The organism is Marinobacter sp. AN1, from assembly GCF_026013985.1.
Classification (GTDB): domain Bacteria; phylum Pseudomonadota; class Gammaproteobacteria; order Pseudomonadales; family Oleiphilaceae; genus Marinobacter; species Marinobacter segnicrescens.
Map to the genome: position 1 here is coordinate 2,919,189 of NZ_CP110342.1, position 18,096 is coordinate 2,937,284.

14 protein-coding genes and 1 tRNA gene are annotated in these 18,096 nt (G+C 58.1%); 4 read left to right on the forward strand and 11 right to left on the reverse strand.

The window, feature by feature from the left end; translation table 11 throughout:
* Positions 1-44: 44 nt before the first annotated feature.
* From LJ360_RS13410 to LJ360_RS13445, 8 genes are all read right to left on the reverse strand, one after another.
* On the reverse strand, positions 45-287 hold the full coding sequence (locus LJ360_RS13410; protein WP_091848648.1) for an acyl carrier protein: 243 nt from the start codon (positions 285-287) through the stop codon (positions 45-47).
* Positions 284-1,525, reverse strand: a complete 1,242-nt coding sequence (locus tag LJ360_RS13415) for a dihydrolipoamide acetyltransferase family protein (RefSeq protein ID WP_264994248.1) — start codon at positions 1,523-1,525, stop codon at positions 284-286. The genes LJ360_RS13410 and LJ360_RS13415 overlap by 4 nt, the downstream gene beginning before the upstream one ends.
* Entirely contained in the window at positions 1,522-3,501 is a 1,980-nt protein-coding gene (gene pdhA, locus LJ360_RS13420) for a pyruvate dehydrogenase (acetyl-transferring) E1 component subunit alpha (RefSeq protein ID WP_264994249.1), read from the reverse strand. Before pdhA ends, LJ360_RS13415 begins: the two co-directional genes overlap by 4 nt.
* 20 nt (positions 3,502-3,521) lie before the next feature.
* The gene (gene acsA / locus LJ360_RS13425) at positions 3,522-5,252 is read right to left on the reverse strand and encodes an acetate--CoA ligase (protein WP_264994250.1); all 1,731 of its coding nucleotides are present in this window, start codon (positions 5,250-5,252) and stop codon (positions 3,522-3,524) included.
* A gap of 133 nt (positions 5,253-5,385) precedes the next feature.
* Entirely contained in the window at positions 5,386-5,859 is a 474-nt protein-coding gene (locus LJ360_RS13430) for an acyl-CoA thioesterase (protein WP_091848652.1), read from the reverse strand.
* A 202-nt stretch (positions 5,860-6,061) separates the two neighbouring features.
* Entirely contained in the window at positions 6,062-6,880 is an 819-nt protein-coding gene (locus tag LJ360_RS13435; RefSeq protein WP_264994251.1) for an RES family NAD+ phosphorylase, read from the reverse strand.
* The gene (locus tag LJ360_RS13440; RefSeq protein ID WP_218144752.1) at positions 6,877-7,242 is read right to left on the reverse strand and encodes an MbcA/ParS/Xre antitoxin family protein; all 366 of its coding nucleotides are present in this window, start codon (positions 7,240-7,242) and stop codon (positions 6,877-6,879) included. Before LJ360_RS13440 ends, LJ360_RS13435 begins: the two co-directional genes overlap by 4 nt.
* Positions 7,243-7,403: 161 nt before the next feature.
* Entirely contained in the window at positions 7,404-7,841 is a 438-nt protein-coding gene (locus LJ360_RS13445; RefSeq protein ID WP_264994252.1) for an META domain-containing protein, read from the reverse strand.
* Between the two features lie 252 nt (positions 7,842-8,093).
* Between LJ360_RS13445 and LJ360_RS13450 the strand changes: the two genes are divergently transcribed.
* Positions 8,094-8,170: transfer RNA gene (locus tag LJ360_RS13450), tRNA-Met, on the forward strand.
* A 240-nt stretch (positions 8,171-8,410) separates the two neighbouring features.
* Here the strand turns inward: LJ360_RS13450 and LJ360_RS13455 are convergent.
* A complete protein-coding gene (locus tag LJ360_RS13455) occupies positions 8,411-8,617 on the reverse strand; it encodes a helix-turn-helix domain-containing protein (protein WP_264994253.1) in 207 nt (68 codons plus the stop codon).
* Positions 8,618-8,768: 151 nt separating this feature from the next.
* Between LJ360_RS13455 and LJ360_RS13460 the strand changes: the two genes are divergently transcribed.
* From LJ360_RS13460 to LJ360_RS13470, 3 genes are read left to right on the forward strand one after another with little or no spacing between them, the layout of a single operon-like run.
* The gene (locus LJ360_RS13460; protein WP_264994254.1) at positions 8,769-9,011 is read left to right on the forward strand and encodes a hypothetical protein; all 243 of its coding nucleotides are present in this window, start codon (positions 8,769-8,771) and stop codon (positions 9,009-9,011) included.
* Entirely contained in the window at positions 9,004-10,239 is a 1,236-nt protein-coding gene (locus LJ360_RS13465) for a site-specific integrase (protein WP_264994255.1), read from the forward strand. The genes LJ360_RS13460 and LJ360_RS13465 overlap by 8 nt, the downstream gene beginning before the upstream one ends.
* The gene (locus tag LJ360_RS13470; RefSeq protein WP_264994256.1) at positions 10,226-11,176 is read left to right on the forward strand and encodes a TraI domain-containing protein; all 951 of its coding nucleotides are present in this window, start codon (positions 10,226-10,228) and stop codon (positions 11,174-11,176) included. Before LJ360_RS13465 ends, LJ360_RS13470 begins: the two co-directional genes overlap by 14 nt.
* A gap of 94 nt (positions 11,177-11,270) precedes the next feature.
* On the opposite strand, the gene LJ360_RS13475 is transcribed toward LJ360_RS13470, so the two are convergent.
* Positions 11,271-13,391, reverse strand: coding sequence for a UvrD-helicase domain-containing protein (locus LJ360_RS13475; protein ID WP_264994257.1), 2,121 nt, complete (start codon positions 13,389-13,391; stop codon positions 11,271-11,273).
* 1 nt (position 13,392) lies between these two features.
* Positions 13,393-18,030: a DUF1998 domain-containing protein gene (locus LJ360_RS13480; RefSeq protein WP_264994258.1), complete on the reverse strand. Its 4,638-nt coding sequence runs from the start codon at positions 18,028-18,030 to the stop codon at positions 13,393-13,395.
* Between the last annotated feature and the right edge of the window lie 66 nt (positions 18,031-18,096).

Consider the following 18,096-nt stretch of genomic DNA (forward strand, 5'->3'; position numbering starts at 1 on the left):
TTGTTCATGGACCACCCCGGACCAGCAGGCTCCAACCTGCCCCGTCAGACCCGTTCCTGCAGGTAATCCAGCAGGTCCGCAACGCACCGCATGCGCGCGTAGTCCTGGTCGGGAATGTTCACACCCAGCCGCTTGTGTACCGCTGCTGCCAGGTTAAGCAGGTCCATGGAATCCAGGTCGTATTCGTCCTGCAGGCTGGCCCTGTCGTCAAACGTGGCCATGTCGATGTCCGGTGCCACATCCGACAACTCCTCCAGCACCGCCTTGCGCAATTCGTCCCGATTCACAGTGCCTCCGGTTGCTGTAGTCGTTGTTCAATCTCGTTGAGAAACAGTGCGCCAAGGTGGCCATCACAGACACGGTGATCGGCCGCCAGGGTCAGGTCCACGGCCAGGCGGACGGCGACCCCGTCCCCCACTGCCAGGGGCCGGCGGCGGGCACGACCAATGCCGATCATGGCGACCTGGGGCGGGTAGATCACACCGTAGACCGTGTCTACGCCGCGATCACCAAGGGCCGTCAAAGTGGCGGTGCCGCCTGTGATCTCGGACAGGCGCAGGCCACCTCCCCGGGCACGGCGGACAAGGTCCTGAAACCGTTGCATCAACTCCGGCAGCGACAGCTTGTCGGTGTCCGATATAGCCGGGGCCACCAGCCCGCCGCCACGCAGGTGCACCGCCATGCCCAGATTGACCTGGTCCGCAGCGGCAAAGCCCGCTTCGCCATAGTGACCATTGAGCTCAGGATAACGGGCCAGGGCCATGGCGGTGGCTTTCATGAACAGGGCAGCAAGCAACAGCCTTTTCTCCGGCGGTTGATGCTGATTATAGTCCGCCAGCCAGGCTTCAGCCGCATGCAGGTCTACCATGGTCGCCAGGTAATAATGGGGAATCTCGCGCTTGGACCGGGTCATTGCTGCTGCGATAGTGGCGCGCATCTGCTCCCGGTCAAAGCCGCCTCCGGCGGGCGCCGGCCTGCGCCCAGGCGTCGTTCCCTGCAGGTCTCTCAGCACAACGGCGCGATCCGGTCCGCTGCCCCGGATACCCGACAGATCCACACCAGCCTCCCGGGCCCTGCGCCGGGCCGCCGGTGATGCCAGGATCCGCTCCGCAGCATGGCCACCGTTGTCGGCCGGGACTGACCCTGCAGACACCGGTTGTGACGGCAGTGGCCGGTCTTCCTTCGAAGCCTTTTCCGGCCTGGCATGCGCACCGATTGTCTCACCAGGTTCGGTGGCCGGTTTGGTGGTCCCTGGTGATGGCGTTTCCGGGCCGGGCCGACCCTTGCCGCTACCGTCACCAATCCGCGCCAGTGGCGTGCCCACATCCACTTCGGTTCCCTCTCCGACGTAGAGCGCCTCGACCACGCCATCCTCGAACACCTCCACGTCCAGCACCGCCTTGGAGGTTTCCACCGCGGCGATAACCTGCCCCCGGGTTACCCGATCGCCCACCTTCACCTTCCACTGGACCAGCTTGCCGACATCCATATCGGCACCCAGGGACGGCATGGTGAACTCACTCATGGCTTCTCTCCGAGCGTCCGGCGGGCTGCCTCCACGATCTGCTCAACCCGGGGTAAGACCAGCTGCTCAAGGTGCCGGGGATAAGGCACCGGAACTTCCTCGCTGCAAACCCGGGCCGGCGGTGCATCCAGTTCCCAGAATGCGCGCTCATTGAGGATGGCCATCAATTCACCGGCCAGGCTGCCGGTTTTCCATCCCTCATCGACAATGACCGCCCGGTGTGTGCGGTTAACCGACTCCACCAGCGTATCGGTGTCCAGCGGCCGCAACACCCGTAAATCAATCACCTCGGCCTCGATCCCCTCGCCGGCTAGCTGTTCCGCCGCTTCCAGTGCCTTGTAAAGGGAGCCACCATAGGTAATCAGGGTGATATCCGTGCCCGGACGGCGGATAGCCGCTTTCTCGATGTCCACACCCTGCGGTTGCGGCGTCAGTTCGGCGGTGTGGTTGTAGAGCATCACATGCTCGAAGATCAGTACCGGGTTGGGGTCCTGCAGTGCGGCCCAGAGCATGTACCGGGCATCTTCCACCGTAGCCGGTGCCAGCACACGAAGACCGGGCACATGGGTGTACCAGTTTTCCAGGCTGTGGGAGTGCTGTGCCGCTACCTGCCGCCCGGCGCCGGTTGCCATGCGGATCACCACGGGCACATTGAACTGGCCACCGGACATGTGCAGTAAGGCAGCGGCCGTATTGACGATCTGGTCCATGGCCAGCAGGCTGAAGTTCACGGTCATGATTTCCACGATGGGCCGCATGCCCCCGAGGGCCGCCCCCAGCCCGGCGCCGGTAAAGCCGTTCTCCGCCAGCGGTGTGTCCCTCACACGATCGGCCCCGAACTCGGCAAACAGGTCACGGGTAACCGCATAGCAACCACCATAGCGCCCGATATCCTCCCCCATGAGGAATACCCGCTCATCGTGCTCAAGGGCTTCCTGCAAACCGCGATTGAACGCCTCTCGCATGCTGGTTAGTGAGGGTTCCGACTCCGGTGCCGGTGGTGGCGCCAAGGGACTGGGCAAAGGGAGGGAAACATAGTCGTGCAGGGTTTCCGGCGGCTCCCAGTCGGCGTTCTCGGCGAACTGGACCGCCTTGTCGATCTCTTCGGTGATTTCCTTTTCCAGGGCCTCCCGCTCGCCCTCCTGGATAAGCCCGGTCTGTGCCATCCAGTCGGCCAGGCGGACAATGGGGTCCTTTTCCTTCCAGGCCTCCACTTCTGCCGGGTCCCGGTAAAGTTGAGGGTCGAACATGGAGTGGGCACGGAACCGGTAGGTGTCGCATTCGATCAATCGTGGTCCCTTTCCGGAACGTGCCGCATCGAGGGCGTTGCGGGCAGCCGCCTCCACCTGGACCACGCTCATGCCATCCACCCGCTCGGACGGTACGCCAATGGCTTCCGACTTGTGATAGACCTCGCCCCGGGCATGTTCAACGTCCAGGGGCGTCCCCATGGCGTAGTGATTGTTTTCACAGATGAATACAACCGGCAACTGCCAGAGTGCCGCCAGGTTCAGGCTTTCGTAGAACACGCCTTCCGAGGCGGCGCCCTCACCAAAGAAACAGACCGTTGCCCGGGTGCGGCCCTGCATTTTGTCTGCCAGCGCCAGCCCCACCGCCATGGGAATTCCGCCACCGACAATGGCATTGCCGCCGAAAAACCGGGTATCGGCGTCGAACAGGTGCATGGAACCGCCCCGCCCCCTGGCGCAACCCGACACCTTACCGTACATCTCCGCCATGACCCGCTCCATGGAGATACCCTTGAGCAGGGCATGGCCATGTTCCCGGTAGGTGGCCACGACAGCCTCGTCCTCTGTCATATTGAACATGACGCCGGCGCCAACGGCCTCCTCGCCGATGCAGACATGGAGGAAGCCACGGATTTTTTTCTGGGTGTACAGTTCCACACAGCGTTCTTCAAACCGTCGCGCACGCAGCATGTCCCGAAGCAGGCGAAGCGCGTGCTCACGGGACATCCTGGGTTTCCCGGACGGACTCATTGCGCACCTCCGCTCTCCAGGGTGGAAGTATCACCTTCCGGCAGGCCCAGTTCCCGCGCCCGCAGCAAGCGGCGCATGATCTTGCCGCTGCGGGTGCGCGGCAGTTCGTCCCGGAAATCGATCTGCCGTGGCGCTACTGCAGGCCCCAGCCTTTTGCGGGCCAGTCCCATCAGCTCCTTGCGCAGGCTCTCATCCGCTTGATAGCCCGGTTTGAGGGCAACAAAGGCCTTCACGGTTTCTCCCGCAATCTCGTCGGGTACGCCGATAACACCGGCCTCCGCTACGGCGGGGTGCTCCAGCAGCACGCTTTCCACCTCGAACGGGCCAATCAGGTGCCCCGACGACTTGATAACGTCATCGTCACGGCCGACAAACCAGTAGTAACCATCGGCGTCCCGGCGTGCCAGGTCCCCGGTGAGGTACCAGTCACCGACGAAGCTGTTGCGGTATTTCTCTTCCTGGTGAAGGTAGCCACGGAACATGGAAGGCCAGCCCTTTTTCAGCACCAGTTCGCCCGTCTCGTCCGGTTCCGTGATCAGCTCGATGCCGGTTTCGGTCTTTCGGGCCAGGGCCGCCTCCACACCGGGGATGGGCTTACCCATGGAGCCGGGACGAACCTCCATGGAGGCATAGTTGCTGATCATGATGCCGCCGGTCTCCGTCTGCCACCAGTTGTCATGAAAGGGCTTGCCCAGCACCTTGCGCCCCCAGACAACGGCTTCCGGATTGAGGGGCTCGCCAACGCTGGCCATGAACCGGAGCGACGACAGGTCATGGGACCGGGGCAGTTCCGGACCCAGCTTGATCAACATGCGGATGGCGGTGGGTGCGGTGTACCAGACGGCAACTTTCTGGTCCTGGATGATCCGGTACCAGCGCTCGGCGTCGAACTCGGCCTCGTCCACTACCATGGTCACACCATTGGTCAGCGGCGCGATGATGCCGTAGGAGGTGCCCGTTACCCAACCAGGGTCAGCAGTGCACCAGTAGATGTCACCCGGGTGCATGTCCAGCACATAGCGACCGGTCATGTGATGGTTCACCACGGCCTCGTGCACATGCAGGGCGCCCTTGGGCTTGCCCGTCGTGCCGCTGGTAAAATGCAGAAGCGCCGGATCTTCCGGGTCCATGGCCCGGGTGGCGTACTGATCACTGGCGGCCGCCATCAGCGACGCGGCATCCTCGGTTCCGGGTGGCGCCTCGTCGAGCTGGTCAATCAGCAATACATGGCGTATCGACGGTGTGTCTGCTACCCAGTCCGCGACTTTTTTCCGATACAACCGCTCGCTGGTGACCAGCACCGCTGGCTCACCGATTTCCACGCGCTGACGAATGGGTTCCGGGCCGAAGGCAGGAAACAGGGGCGTGAACACACAGCCGTGCTTGAGGGTACCCAGCACCGCTGCATAAAGATCCGGAATCCGATGGGACAGACCGTAGACCCGTTCGCCGGGCCTGACCCCCAGATCCTGCAGCACATTGGCAAATCGCGCGGCGCGCTCGTTCAGGGCCCGGTAGCTGATATCCACCGGGGTTTGACTGTCACGGGGCATAAAGCGGATGGCGGTGCGTTCTGCCACCTCTGTGCCCATATGCCGGTCCAGCGCCTCGAAGGCGATATTGAGCCGACCATCGCCCATGCCTGCCAGTTCCCGCCAGGCCTGGGCCCACGAAAAACTGGCACAAAACTGCTCGTAATCCGGCAGATTAACCGAACTCGCCTGCATGTAGTTCCTCCCGATGATAGAGGTTCCTGTCCATGCATGAGCTTAGTCCAGAATTGCTTTGACGATGACGGCAAGTTGCGACGAGCCGCCCCAGGACCACCAGAATCTGATGGCCCTGGGCCCAAGGCGGCCCTCAGGCTTCAGCGAGGGCGGTAGCTTTGGTGGCAGTATGCATGCCCGCATGGTCGATAAACTCACCACGACCGCCCTGCTCCAGCGCCTGGCGCATCAGGTCGGGAATGGGCATTTTCTCAACGGTTTCCGGATGTACAGTCACGCCGATCATCTCGCCCTTTGCCAGGAACTGTCCCGTGCGGGCGTTGGTGATGTCCATATCCAGGGTGAACGACGTATTGCCGATATGCCCGGGCTGGACGGTGATTTCCAGCTGGTCCCGGTAACGCGCCGGGGCTTTCCATTCGATGGTCAGCTTGACCACCTGGTAGTCAAAGCCGCCACCGGGCAGCTGGTCCTGCTCGCAGATGTGGTGGAGGAATTCGGTGGCCGCCAGGTCGATGTAATCACCGTAGCGGGCATTGAAAACCACTTTCTGGGCATCGCATTCGCCGTAACGGACTTGCATGTAATAGCGGAACGGGGTGTCCATGAATACTCCTTTTATCGTTGTTTTATATGGGGATCTGCCGTACCGGTTGCATGCCACCATTTGCCGGCCGCATTCCAGTCGGGCGCCGTAGTTTGAAAAGGAATTATGGCAGATAGCAATGAAACTATTCACCCCCTCGACCAGGCAGTGGCGGGCTACAACCCACCAGGCGGATTACTGATAGGAATAGCAGGCGAATTGGTCAGACCGCGGGACGGGGAAGCTGCCCGGCTACCATAAATCTGTCGGCAGGGAATTCCGCGGCGGTAGAGGTACCATCACGCTCCGTCACGACAATGGATACGTGCTCTCGGGTGGTCACGGCAATCATCGGCCGAAAATTACTCGGCTGACGCCGCCGGAAGGCTTTTGGCGTGAACACCCCCCAGTTGAGGCCCACTGCGTTCAACCCCGACTTGGACTTTCCTGCAGCCCTGTCTTCAGCGTCGGGAGCCCGAAGCCCCACCTGCACTGCCCGGGCTGAAATAAACTGGAACGCCTGAACACCAGCTTCCCGCATCTCGCCCCCCAGAGCCTGGGTAAACGCATAATCCGACGGATGGGTCAGCTTGTCCCGAACATCGCGCCAGGCGGACGATTGAAGCTGGAGCCCCTTTTCCACCCCTACCGACGCTTCAAAGATTGTATGGTGGGATTTGACCGGCCTGGGGAACGGCTTTGTAGTGTCCCGAACGAACACCAGCCGGTAATAAGCGGTTTCCGACAACGCCGTTTGGGTGTCGGCAGAACCGTAAAACAGGCTTTTCTCGAAGACTCGCCCGAAGCGAGAACCATAACGCAACGGCGGATATCGAAATGGCGTTTTCAACAGGTAGTGCAGCCCACGATCAGGGTGCGTGTAAGGCGGCTTGCTTTCTTCCAGTAGCTCTTCAAGGCGAGACTGCTCTTCAGCGGTGTCGACGATATCGGTGGTGGCGGATTTCTCCTGGGTTTCCGCCACCCGGTAAACCTGCCCCTTGAGTGGCCCCGTCTGGGTGTATATTCGCTCCAGGTAGCTCAAACCTTGCCCCGGATGGCATCGAGGTACATCACTACCCGCACCAGGCCCTCGCAGGTTTTCATCGTCTGCAGGGGCGCCTGGCCGAAGTACTCATTATCAGTGGTTAGCCAGTGCCGCATATTGTCCCGGTCGCCACCGACCAGTGCATAAAGCCCCCGGTATACACGAACAAACATAAGCGCCAGTTCGCCGGACTTTGACTGCGGATCAATGCCGTCGCGAGTGATGCCGGTACGATCCCGTCCAACGATCTTTGACACGTCAGCCTTGGCAACCCCCATGGCATCGGCGGCATTAAAAAGCGCCTTGGCGAGCAAAGTGCGATCGTTGGTCCGGTTTTGCGTGGCGGCGGCCAGGGTCATCACTTTTCTCCTCGTGAACTGCTCTGTCCAGTATAGTGCATTATCACTTAGTGGGGCTATTCCGGGGAATTTTCACGATAAAGCCGTGTAAGCTGTGATAGTGGTAGCGGAAGCGACGTCGACCTTCGGGTTATGAGCCCGACGGTCGCTTGTCCCCACCGTCAGTACAGGTAAACCGCCAGGAACTCAGCCACCTTGGCCCCCCGTTCATCCCGGAACACGAGCACGTCACCATCCACCGTCCAACTGACAGTGTCTTTCAGTGCCTTCAGGAATAACGCTTCCTGTTGCATCACCTCCCGACAGGCCATCAGCGTGGTAACCAGGTTCCGGAACCTGAGCTGATCATCATCCAGCTGATAACGACCGGAAAGGTTATTACACCCGGTTGAACCTGCAAGACGCTGACCCTCCTGGTGCAGTACCAGGTGTGGCTCCCGGTGTCCCTCGATAACTGTCACTCCTGGTTCTTCCAGACTCACCAGTTTCCAGTAGGTATTCAGCAACGGCTGGTCCGGCACCGACTGACCGGTTGCACACCCCGTCACGACAGCAAACAACAAAAGCAACACCGTGCGCCTGATAACTCCCTCAGTCATGCGACTCTCCTGGCCAGAACATTAAGCACTGAAATGTTTTACGATGCCCGGGAATCTTATCACCCTTTCCAGGCGCGACTCTCACAGGCCGAGGGGACGTAGGGGTTATCCTCAACAGAAAATCTTCAAATAGCCGTTGACAGCCCTCCGCCGAATCCTTAATATACGCACCACGTTGAGCGGTGAAGCAAACAGAAAACACTGCTAAAACAAAAAGTTAACCAGAACTTTTTGTGATGACGACAAGTTTGATGCGGGGTGGAGCAGTCTGGTAGCTCGTCGGGCTCATAACCCGAAGGTCGTTGGTTCGAATCCAGCCCCCGCTACCATATAAAAGAAAGGCAGATCAGCAACTTACTGGTCTGCCTTTTTTGCGTTTGGGATTCCAGAACCTCTCTGTGACGTATATGTGACAAATCCGTGCCAAAACCGGTGACGGTGGTTTTGGGGTCCGACTTCAAAATGACCTTAAGTCACTCCTTGCCCCAGTACAGCACATTGCCTGGCTCCAGCGATCAGGCACCCCAACAGACGACTACCCTAGTTCAAAATCTCGGCAAGGTTTTCACCTACTCCTCCTTTTGAAACTCCAGCAGATCAGCCACCTCACAGTCGAATAAACTGCAAAGCTTATCTATTGCCTCAAGATCGATCCGCTGGGCAGTTTCTTTGTAAAGCAGCGTCACAGTGTTCCTGTTCAGGCCGGTTTCTCGGGCTACATCCACGATTTTCATTTTGTGCTCCCCCATCAAGCGGGCGAGGTGGCATCTAATCATCTGAGATATCCCTGATTAAAAAATGCCATTCAGAATGACAAAAAACTCTTGCAAATGAATTTATGTCACCTAAAATGTCATTTAGGATGGCATTCTGATACGGAGAATGTCTTTTGTCGATCTAGCATAGCGCAGTGAAAGGAGAGTTTCGATGGATTCCTATACCTACCTGACAACCGAAGAACTCGCTGGCCGAATCAAGTATGACTGTCGAACCATCCGGCAGTGCCTGAAAGACACAGTGCTACTTGAGGGCAAGCACTACATCAAACCCTTTGGTCGCAGAAAAATTCTGTTCCTGTGGGAAGAGGTGGAGAAGGAAATGCTCCATGGGGCTCAGGAGCTCGAGCAGCTCGCCATTCCAATGGCAAGCGGGGTGGTCTGTCATGGGTAAAGTCAGAGAGCGCAAAGAGACTGGGAAGCTTTACCTAGATTTCACGTGTGAGGGCATTCGTTGCCGGGAACAGACCGCCCTCCCCAACACCGCAGCTAATCGCAAAAAATGTGAAGCACTTCTGCAGAAGATTGAAGCAAAGATCCTGCTCGGTGATTTCGACTATGCGGAGTTTTTCCCCGGCAGCAAAAACGTAGATAAGATCGCCAAGGCGCGAGGCGATTCCAGCCTGGCTGACATTTCCGGTGCGCAAGCCTTTGATAAGGCAGCTAGGATCGATACACCACTATTCCCCGAATTCGCTGACCAGTGGTTCCTGGAAAACAAAATCCATTGGCGGGCATCACACCAGCGCAACATGGTGAACATTCTCGACCGGTCCCTAAAACCTGCCTTTCAGAGGAAACGGATCGGGGACATCACGAAAACCGATATCCTCGAGTTAAGAAACAAGTTGGCGAAGAGCAAAGGACGAGGTGATAACGGGCTGAAGGTTCCTAAAACCATCAACAATCAGATGTCTATCCTGCGGGCGATTCTGAGGGAGGCTTCTGACCGGTACGACTTCGACAATCCTTACCGAAACATCAAGCCGTTGAAGCTCAAGAAAACTCATATTGAGCCTTTTTCCCTCGACGAAGTGGAGCGAATCCTCAAGTACGTACGGCCGGATTACCGGAACTACTATCTGGTTCGCTTCTATACCGGCATGCGCACTGGTGAAGTTGATGGTCTGAAATGGCAATACGTTGACTTTGAAAGGCGAGAAATTCTGATTCGAGAGACCCGGGTAAATGGCCAGCCAGAGTACACCAAAACGGACCAATCACAGCGGGAAATCCCCATGTTTGGCCCGGTATACCAAGCGCTGAAAGACCAGTACGAAGCAACCGGAAAGCTCAGCGAGTACGTTTTCTGTAACCGTGAGGGCGAACCGCTTGAACACGGTAACGTTGCCAAGCGGGTCTGGTACCCCCTACTGGAAATGCTGAAGCTGAAAAAACGGCGCCCTTATCAGACAAGGCATACCGCTGCCACATTGCTGCTCGCAGCCGGGGAGAACCCGGAATGGGTTGCCCGCACGCTTGGACATGCTTCCACAGAGATGCTGTTCAAGGTGTACTCCCGCTACATCCCCAACCTGACACGTATGGACGGCAGCGCCTTCGAGCGACTGATCCTGAGCCGTGGGACCACCCAACAGGAGGTGACCGATGAAACTGAATGAGTTGCGCCCTATTCTGAAGGAAACTTTCGCAGGTACGTACCGCCTCACCGGGCGCGTAGCCTCCTTCGATGATGAAGGCATTCCTTATCTCAAACTTCGCCTCAGCAGCTGCCAAGCAGACTGCGTGGTTCTGGTGGCCATCGATTCTGTCGCGATACCTGACCGGCTCGGGCACATGGAACTCGTTGTGGTAAAGGGACAGATCTGTATTGGCCCTGAAGAAAGCGTCATCCTGCTAACCGAGATCCGCCGACCACTACAACCTGAAGTGGTTCGGCTGCCAGCGCTACAGACACTGCCGCGCCTGTTCTGTCCCCAGCCGAACTCTTTGGATGAGTTGGTCGAAGCAGTGCGCTCGCTTGGCTCTAATCATCTTCAGTTGTTCATCAAACGAGTACTCGAGCGCAGGGACAGGTTGGAAATTTTCCTTAAGGCCCCTGCCAGCCAGAGCTATCATCATAGTTATCCTGGCGGACTGCTTGTCCACTCTCTGGCTGTCGCCCGCGGTGTACTTAACATGGTTCAAATCAACGAACCTCAGATGCCGAGAGCAATGCAGGAAGTAGGTTTTGTCGCCGGGCTGCTTCACGACATTGGAAAAACGTTTACTAATGACGTAAATGGCCGCCCAACTGCCACGGCCAGACTTTGTGACCATGCGGACCTTACCCTTGAGGCCTGCGCTGTCGGCCTGGCCTATCTCGACAAGGTTAATCCCGATGCGGCGCTGGCTTTAAGGCATATCTGGACTTGCGCCTCGCCTGGAGCGCGATACGGAGCCCCCGCTGCGATGACCCTTGCTCGGTATGTTCGCGATGCGGATGGACAGAGTGCCATGGCGGACAATCAAAGTCGGGCCTTTCAGAAACGCGAGCCAACAGGCTTTGGAAAGTTGGGGCGCAATGACTACTGGCGGCCATCCCTTCCCGCTCAATGAGGATTACGCAACAACCAGAGGGGGTGCATTCCATCATGCAACCCCTTCACGATTGCGGTTTCCGCCGTCACCTACACTAACGTATGTGGCAAACTCAGCTGGACGCCTGTACAAACCACTCACTGATCCGCCCATACCCAAACACAAAGGCTAACTTCCTGGCCCGGGTAAGGCTCACATACACCAAAGCTCGCTCTTCATTCTCGCGCTGCCGGTGCGTCACTGCATCGGCGGCGGACTTCACCACAAAGTCCAGAGGTACAAGCCCCTGATTCGCCGAGGCCAGGAACACCCCATCAAATTCGAGGCCCTTTACCCGGTGCATGGTGGCCAGGTTCAGAGCACCATCTGGCGTGGCCGCGCTCTGCCCTTCCAGAACGTGGCAAAGCTGCTGCCGGCTTTCCAGTGCTGCTTTCAGTTCATTTACCTCCCGGCGAGTACGGGCGATCACGCAGCAGGCTTCCGGTACTAGGTTCTTCGTTTTCACTGCTTCCAGAATGGCTTCCGCCTGCTGGTCCATGGACTCGAAACAACGTACCTCGGGTACGGGGCCATGCATCAGCGAGTGGTAGAACTTCTGAGTGTCTTGCCCGCCGTCCAGGTCATCCACTTCCACACCTTCCAGAATACTTACAGCCATCTTTCGGGTTTCGTCAGTGGTTCGATAATTAATCTTCAGGCGGGCACTACGGCCCCGAATATCAATACCGCACTGGCCGAGGACCACCTTGTTCTTGCCGTAGATTCTCTGATGGCCGTCCCCCACAATAAACAGATCATTCGCGCCAGGTGGCACTAGCGCGCGGATCAGCATGAATGCCTGACTGCCCATGTCCTGGGCCTCATCCACGATTACGGCGGCCAGGTCCGGCCGCAGCTCAGGCTTGTTCTCAATCAGTTCCCGAGCATCCCGATAGGCGTCATCAGTTTCTTTCAGATAGTTGCTGGCAAGCAAATGGCGATAGCGCTCGAAAACCGGCCAGATCTCAACCCGCTGCTGACGATTCAGGCGGGTACCGCGGCCAATACGGGATGCCTTCTTGTACTCATCCACACTGCCTACCGACTGAGGCTGAATCACCCTCGCCCATTCTTCCTGAAAGAAGGCCATTCCAAGTTCAATGCTGGCAGGTTTCTCGGAATAGGCCTGCTCCCAGAGCTTCTTCTCCTCACGGCTATCCAGAAGCAATCCGTAATCGTAGCCCTGCTTTTTCAGGAAGTTCATCACCCAGGCATCGAGGTTCTGTACCTCAATCCGGGAAAGAGCGTCCTGGGAGCAGATTTTGTTCAGGTTTTGCTGAATATCCGCAGCCAGGTTTTTGGTAAAGGTCGTGAACAGAATTTTTCCATCACCTTCATCAAGCTGATTGGCCAACCACTTGGCCCGGTGCATGGCAACCACCGTCTTACCTGTACCAGCCCCACCCAGTACCCGAACCGGACCATTCTTTTTACCCTCCGCGAGGCGGCGCTGGGCCGGGTGAAGGAATACCCGCCATTTCTCAATGGACTGGTTTAGCACCTCCTGCAACGCCTGCTCGTTCTCGGCCACCGTGAACAAAGCGCGGGATTCGGGCCGAGTCAGTGCTGCGGTGAAGTCTTCGGTATCCACCGCCTCCGGAGCTATCGGAACCACTTCGTTCCAGGCTTCCTCGAACGTGGCCCCGGCCATCAGCATGAACAGTCCGTCATGGGCATCTTTGGGTATTTGCTCGTTAATCAGGGCCGTTTCCAGGTCTGCCTCAATTTTCATGCTACGCACCACCGCCAGAGCATCTTCAGGCACACCGAGCTGCAGCAGTTGGCGGTCTCGTATCGCATCAAACAATCCGGGCTGAGCGGGCGTCTCTTGGGTTCCCGATGCCGGCTCCAGCGCACTCTCCTCAACGGTGAACACCTGCAGGCTACCGGTATTGGGGTTAATCTCGATTTTGCGCTTCTCCGCCCATTTGTAGGCCGTATCGTGGTGATTCACATACAGCATCAAGTACAAATCTTCTTTCTCGGCGGCGGCCAGAATAATGCGCACATCCTGATTGGCTCGAATCGAACGCACCTTGTCATCCCTGAAAGACGGTAGTTTTTCATAGTTCAGACTGGGGTGGTTCCGGTCCTGCTGGAACAACATTACGGCTTTATTGGCCTGACTTTGCTCGTTGGGTGTCAGCTTCAGCAGGCTTTCAAAGTACTTGTCAGAGAACGCAACACTCGCCATCTCAGGCTCCCGATTCCAGTTCATTCACGGCATCAACCAGCTCTTCAACCGAAGCGCAGAGCCGCCATCCATCGGCTTCCAGGTAAGGTCTGGCCGCCACCTGATCCTCAATGTCCTCAAGCAACAAAGCGATCTTTGCATCAGCAAACATCAGCTCGGCCTCGCCCACCACCTCGTCCAACTCACCGGCAACCACAGCCTCAGCCACCAGCGCCTCGTCAGGCCAACTAATCTGGTGAGCTTCCAGCTCTATGCGGAGTTCATCCTCAAGATTCTCAAACCAGGCCGGAGTTTGCCCCTGCTTTTCAGGCTTGTCATTCTGGGCCTGGGTCGGACCCCACTCAAGGCCGGCAGCTATGCCGCTGTTCTTGGAGTCTGGAGTCCAGGCGTAAAATACGGGGAGGAACTGGAGGAAATTGACGGCGTTCCAGAATCGCTGCCACTGGTAACGGGCCTGGTCTTCGCTGCCTTTTTTCAGGGTGTAACTGGCGGAAACCAGCGCTTTGTTGAGGTCAAAGTTTTTGAGTAGATCCGGGCCAGCCAACAGGCTCAGTGAAATCACGGCGGCTGCTTTATCGTCGGTCAGCTCAACCGAACCCGCCAAAGCGGCGGGGTCTGGTGTCAGGTCGGTGAAACTTGCTGGCAGTCCATTCAGACTCTCCAGAACGGCTGTTTTTACGCCAGGGTCCGCCAGCGAACGGGCTGGAAGGCATTGCAGGAGGAAAAACAGGGCCTGTTGCCGAAGCAACGTGGCATCCTGCTCAGTGAGGAAATGCATCAGCAGGTCGAAGGTGCACTTGTTCAGGTGCTGGGCCGTATTACTCACCCCAGCCACCTTAGCCAAGCCGGCAATGGCCTGATGGTGTTGCTCCGGCGAAGTCATGCTCAAAGGCAGGGGCACGTCCATAGCCTTATCGCCCATCACCTTGTTGACGTCATACCAGTTCAGGGTCCAGACCACGAAGCCGGCCCGCATTAATGCCTGGCGTTTGAGCAGGTCTTCGCTGGCCTTGTCACCATGGAACTTGTAGCCATCCAGGAAAATAGCTACTGGCAGCAAGCCAGACCGCACCGGCCACAGCACGAAATCCGGCTTGCTGGCGAACTGAACGCCCTCTGCCATGCCAAGATTTACCTGGGGCTCGATTTCATAGGCCAGATCACCAATCGTCAGCCGGTAACCGCTTTTGCCTCGGATAATGTCCTTACCTACCCGCACCTTGTGGTTACCCGCACAGTCTTCGCCGGAGAATCGCGCCAGGGCCTCCGGGAATCGGGCTTCCAGCTCGGAGTCTATCCAGGGATTGCCACCAAGTGCGCTCAGGCCCTGCTTGTCCTCAACCCACTGGTGATCGCCATCAACGATATCCTTGAGCATCTCAAGCGCCAGCTCCTTGCTGGTGCTTTCCATGCCGTAGGCATTGCGATATTCCAGCAGGCAGCGATAGCAGCCATCCATGGTGTTGTCGTAACAGTCGCAGGCATCCATCACATCGTAGGCTTTGCGGAATACCTCCTGCATATTCTCGACGCGGCTCAGCAGCTCATGCAGGTAACCCGTACCACCGGGCACCGAATCGTAAAGCACAATAAAGTGCCGGCGCTCGTCGGTTTCGCCAATCGGCTCACTCTGATAAGCCACCCGCAAGTGGTCCACCTTGCCGCCGAACCGCCGCTTCAGGCCAAGCTGCAATGCTGCCACAAAGGAATTCACCTGCTCTTCGGTGCCACCGGTAGACAACCTCGGCAACAGAATCCGCAGGGCCTCGGATGAGAACTTCCGGTACAGGTACAAGCAGTTTTCCAGGCCGGTATCTTCCTTACCACCCGCCAGCTTTTTGGGGCCACGGGCATAGCTGCAGGACTTCAGATGTTCTGCTTCCTTTTTGCCCTTGGCTGCCGCCTTGGTCTGCACCGAGCCACATTCGCGGCAAATCGGAAAACCCGCCCGCTGGATGTGCTCGCCGGCCACGTCGAAGTACATCTCCTCCCCTTCCCGGCGGCCAAAGTTCACCTCCAGGAAGTTGGCAGAACGAATGAATTCGAAGCCAAACGGCTTGTCTTTATCATCCAGCACCCAGCTAATCGGCACATCAGAGGGCTTGAAGTCAATCAGCATCTGCTTGTTGAAGAACACCGGTTCGCGGTCATCGGACCGGTCATCCAGAATCGCGTCCTTGGCATTGGTGAACGCATAAACCTGCGTCATCTTCAGCATCTTGGTGCGGGCGCTTTCATCGCCCCACTGGTTGGTGTGGCAGCGGGGACAGGTTTTATCGCTGAAGCCTGCTGTCGGGTCGTCAGCCGGTGCGGAATAATGACAGCGGGGGCAAAATCGCCAGTCCTGAATGTTGCGGCCCTTGGACGTTTCTACCCGCGTTACTTTTACCTTACGATTGCCGGCGTAAAACACCGATTCCGGTGCCAGTTCCGTTAACGCGGCCTGGGCCGGGCGCTGGTACTCGTATTCCCGCTTAACGAACTCGCGCTCGGCACCATCGCCAGCGGCTGCTTTATCGGAGCGGAAGATCACCGAGTGCAGGGTCGCGCCCTCTTCCGGGAACGCGTAATTCGGCAGCAGGCCTTCGTCGGTAAAGAAGTTCAGAGTCTCACGCTTGTTCAGGCGAATGCGCATTCCCCGATAGCCGGCGGCTTCACGCTCCAGCTCCAGAATCTCGGCCTGGGTGTGCTCATCCTGCGGCTGCTTTCGCAACTTATCTAACTGCTTGTCCAGGTTCTTGATGGTAGTGGCCATCAGGCCGCGTTCATCCGCCACCAGCCTCAAACGATCAAGCAGATAAATCTCCAATCGGCTTTCATCAAACTGTGGCCCACCGAACAAATACTGCCGGAGCAGCTCGAGGTCTTCTCCACTCAACTCCGTCGCGACATGGCTGCTGAAACCATCCCAGATTTCCTGCATGTTGTGCTTCAGGAATCTCAGCAGCGTGTACGGAAAGCGATCCTCCTGGGCCTTCTCCACGGCATCCAGCACCGGCTGCATGGTATGCGGCACCTGGTTGTCACCCTTGGCCGAACGGGTCCAGCAATCCATGGTGTAAGCCAGTAACTGACGGCGCAGCACATGGCGGGCCTTGAGGAACACTGCGGGGGGCTCAACCGGGGTGTCCAGCATCCGGCCCGGATCGGCGTAGAACACCAAATCGTGCGGGCGACCGTTGGCTACCGTCAGTACAAAGGAGTTGCCGTCGCGGCGGCCACCCCGGCCAACCCGCTGAAGATAATTCGCCTGGGCCGGTGGTACCGAACACAGCAGCACGCTGGACAGATCACCAATGTCGATACCCATTTCCAGCGTTGGCGTGGCCGACAACAGGTTGTATTCCCAGGGTTTCTCCCCCTTGATAAAGCTGTTTTCCACCCGAATACGCTCACTGGCCGCCAGCAGGCCGGTGTGCTCGTGGGCAATCACCCGGTGAATTTCACCGTGGCGGTATAAATTCCGATACAGCGTGTTGCGCACAGGCACCACGTTTTCATACAAAAGATCCGGCCCGGCCGCACTGATCATGGGCAGCCCGAGCCAGCCACGAGCTTTACCTGCAGGCACGTGCACAGGGCGGTAGCCTTCACACTCCACGGCCTGAATATCGGTAGAAATGGTCAGCACCTCGGGATTCAGGGCCCAGAGTTTAACGCCGCGCTCATTGGTTTCTGTTTGCACCATGCCGGCGCTGGCTAACGCATCCAGTGCCGCCGCAAGCACGTGTTCCTGTTGCTTGCGGTCGACCATGGCATCCGGGTTCAGGCAGCTCAGCCAGTTTTCATACCAGGAGCGGGAGGCATTGTTATGGCTCAGCGGCTCATAGCCTTCCGCTGTGGCGAGAGCCGGGTATCGGGGCCTGGGCGAGGACGGCCCCAAAGGCGGGGCATAGTCCACAAACTTGAGCAGGTAACTTTTGCCGGATTTCTCACGGTAAAAGGCCAGGTCTTTCAGCCCGAAAGCTCCCAGGTTCACCATGTGCTGAACCAGCCCGGTCATCAGGCCCTCAGCCGCCTCTTTATCAATCCGGTAGCCAAGGGTGTTATCAGCAATCTCGCGCCACGATGCAGCAGCACTGGCTACAGGTTCAGCCGGCCAGTCCAGCGCGGCGATGCCCAACCGGTTAAGAGAACGCCCCACCTGGGAACGCCATCCCAGGTCTTCCAACACCTGCCACAACATGCGCCCGCGAATCAGCTTGAGCAGCCGGGCAGGGTCGCGCACTTCCCCGGTGGTTTCGAAATGCTCGAACTCGGCGGTAAACCGCTTGTCCGGTGGCATGAACTCGCGCAGGTATTTGGCAAGGTCCAACCGCCCCGGATGTTCGCCCTGGTTCAGCCAGTAAGCCTCAAACAGCTCCGGCAATTGGAGTAACGGAGCCGGTTCCGGCTTGCTTTCAAGAAGCTGAGTCAGCGCCATACGCACGTTGTTCTGCCAGGTACGCGCCGCGAAGAAACCCGCACGGTGAGTGGCATCCTGCACGGAGTCGCTGAAGGTCAGCAGCTTACGGTCATCGTTATCACGACTGCTGAACAACTGGTGAATGGCCACCGCACTCAAACTGGCGGCCCGGGCACCAAACACCACCAACGAAGATTTAGCAGAGCAATACGGGCAATCGTGTTCGTGAACCATCCGGTTCACATTATCCCGCTTCACCTCCTTCAATTGATGAGGCTTGCTAACCCGGATTTCTCATGA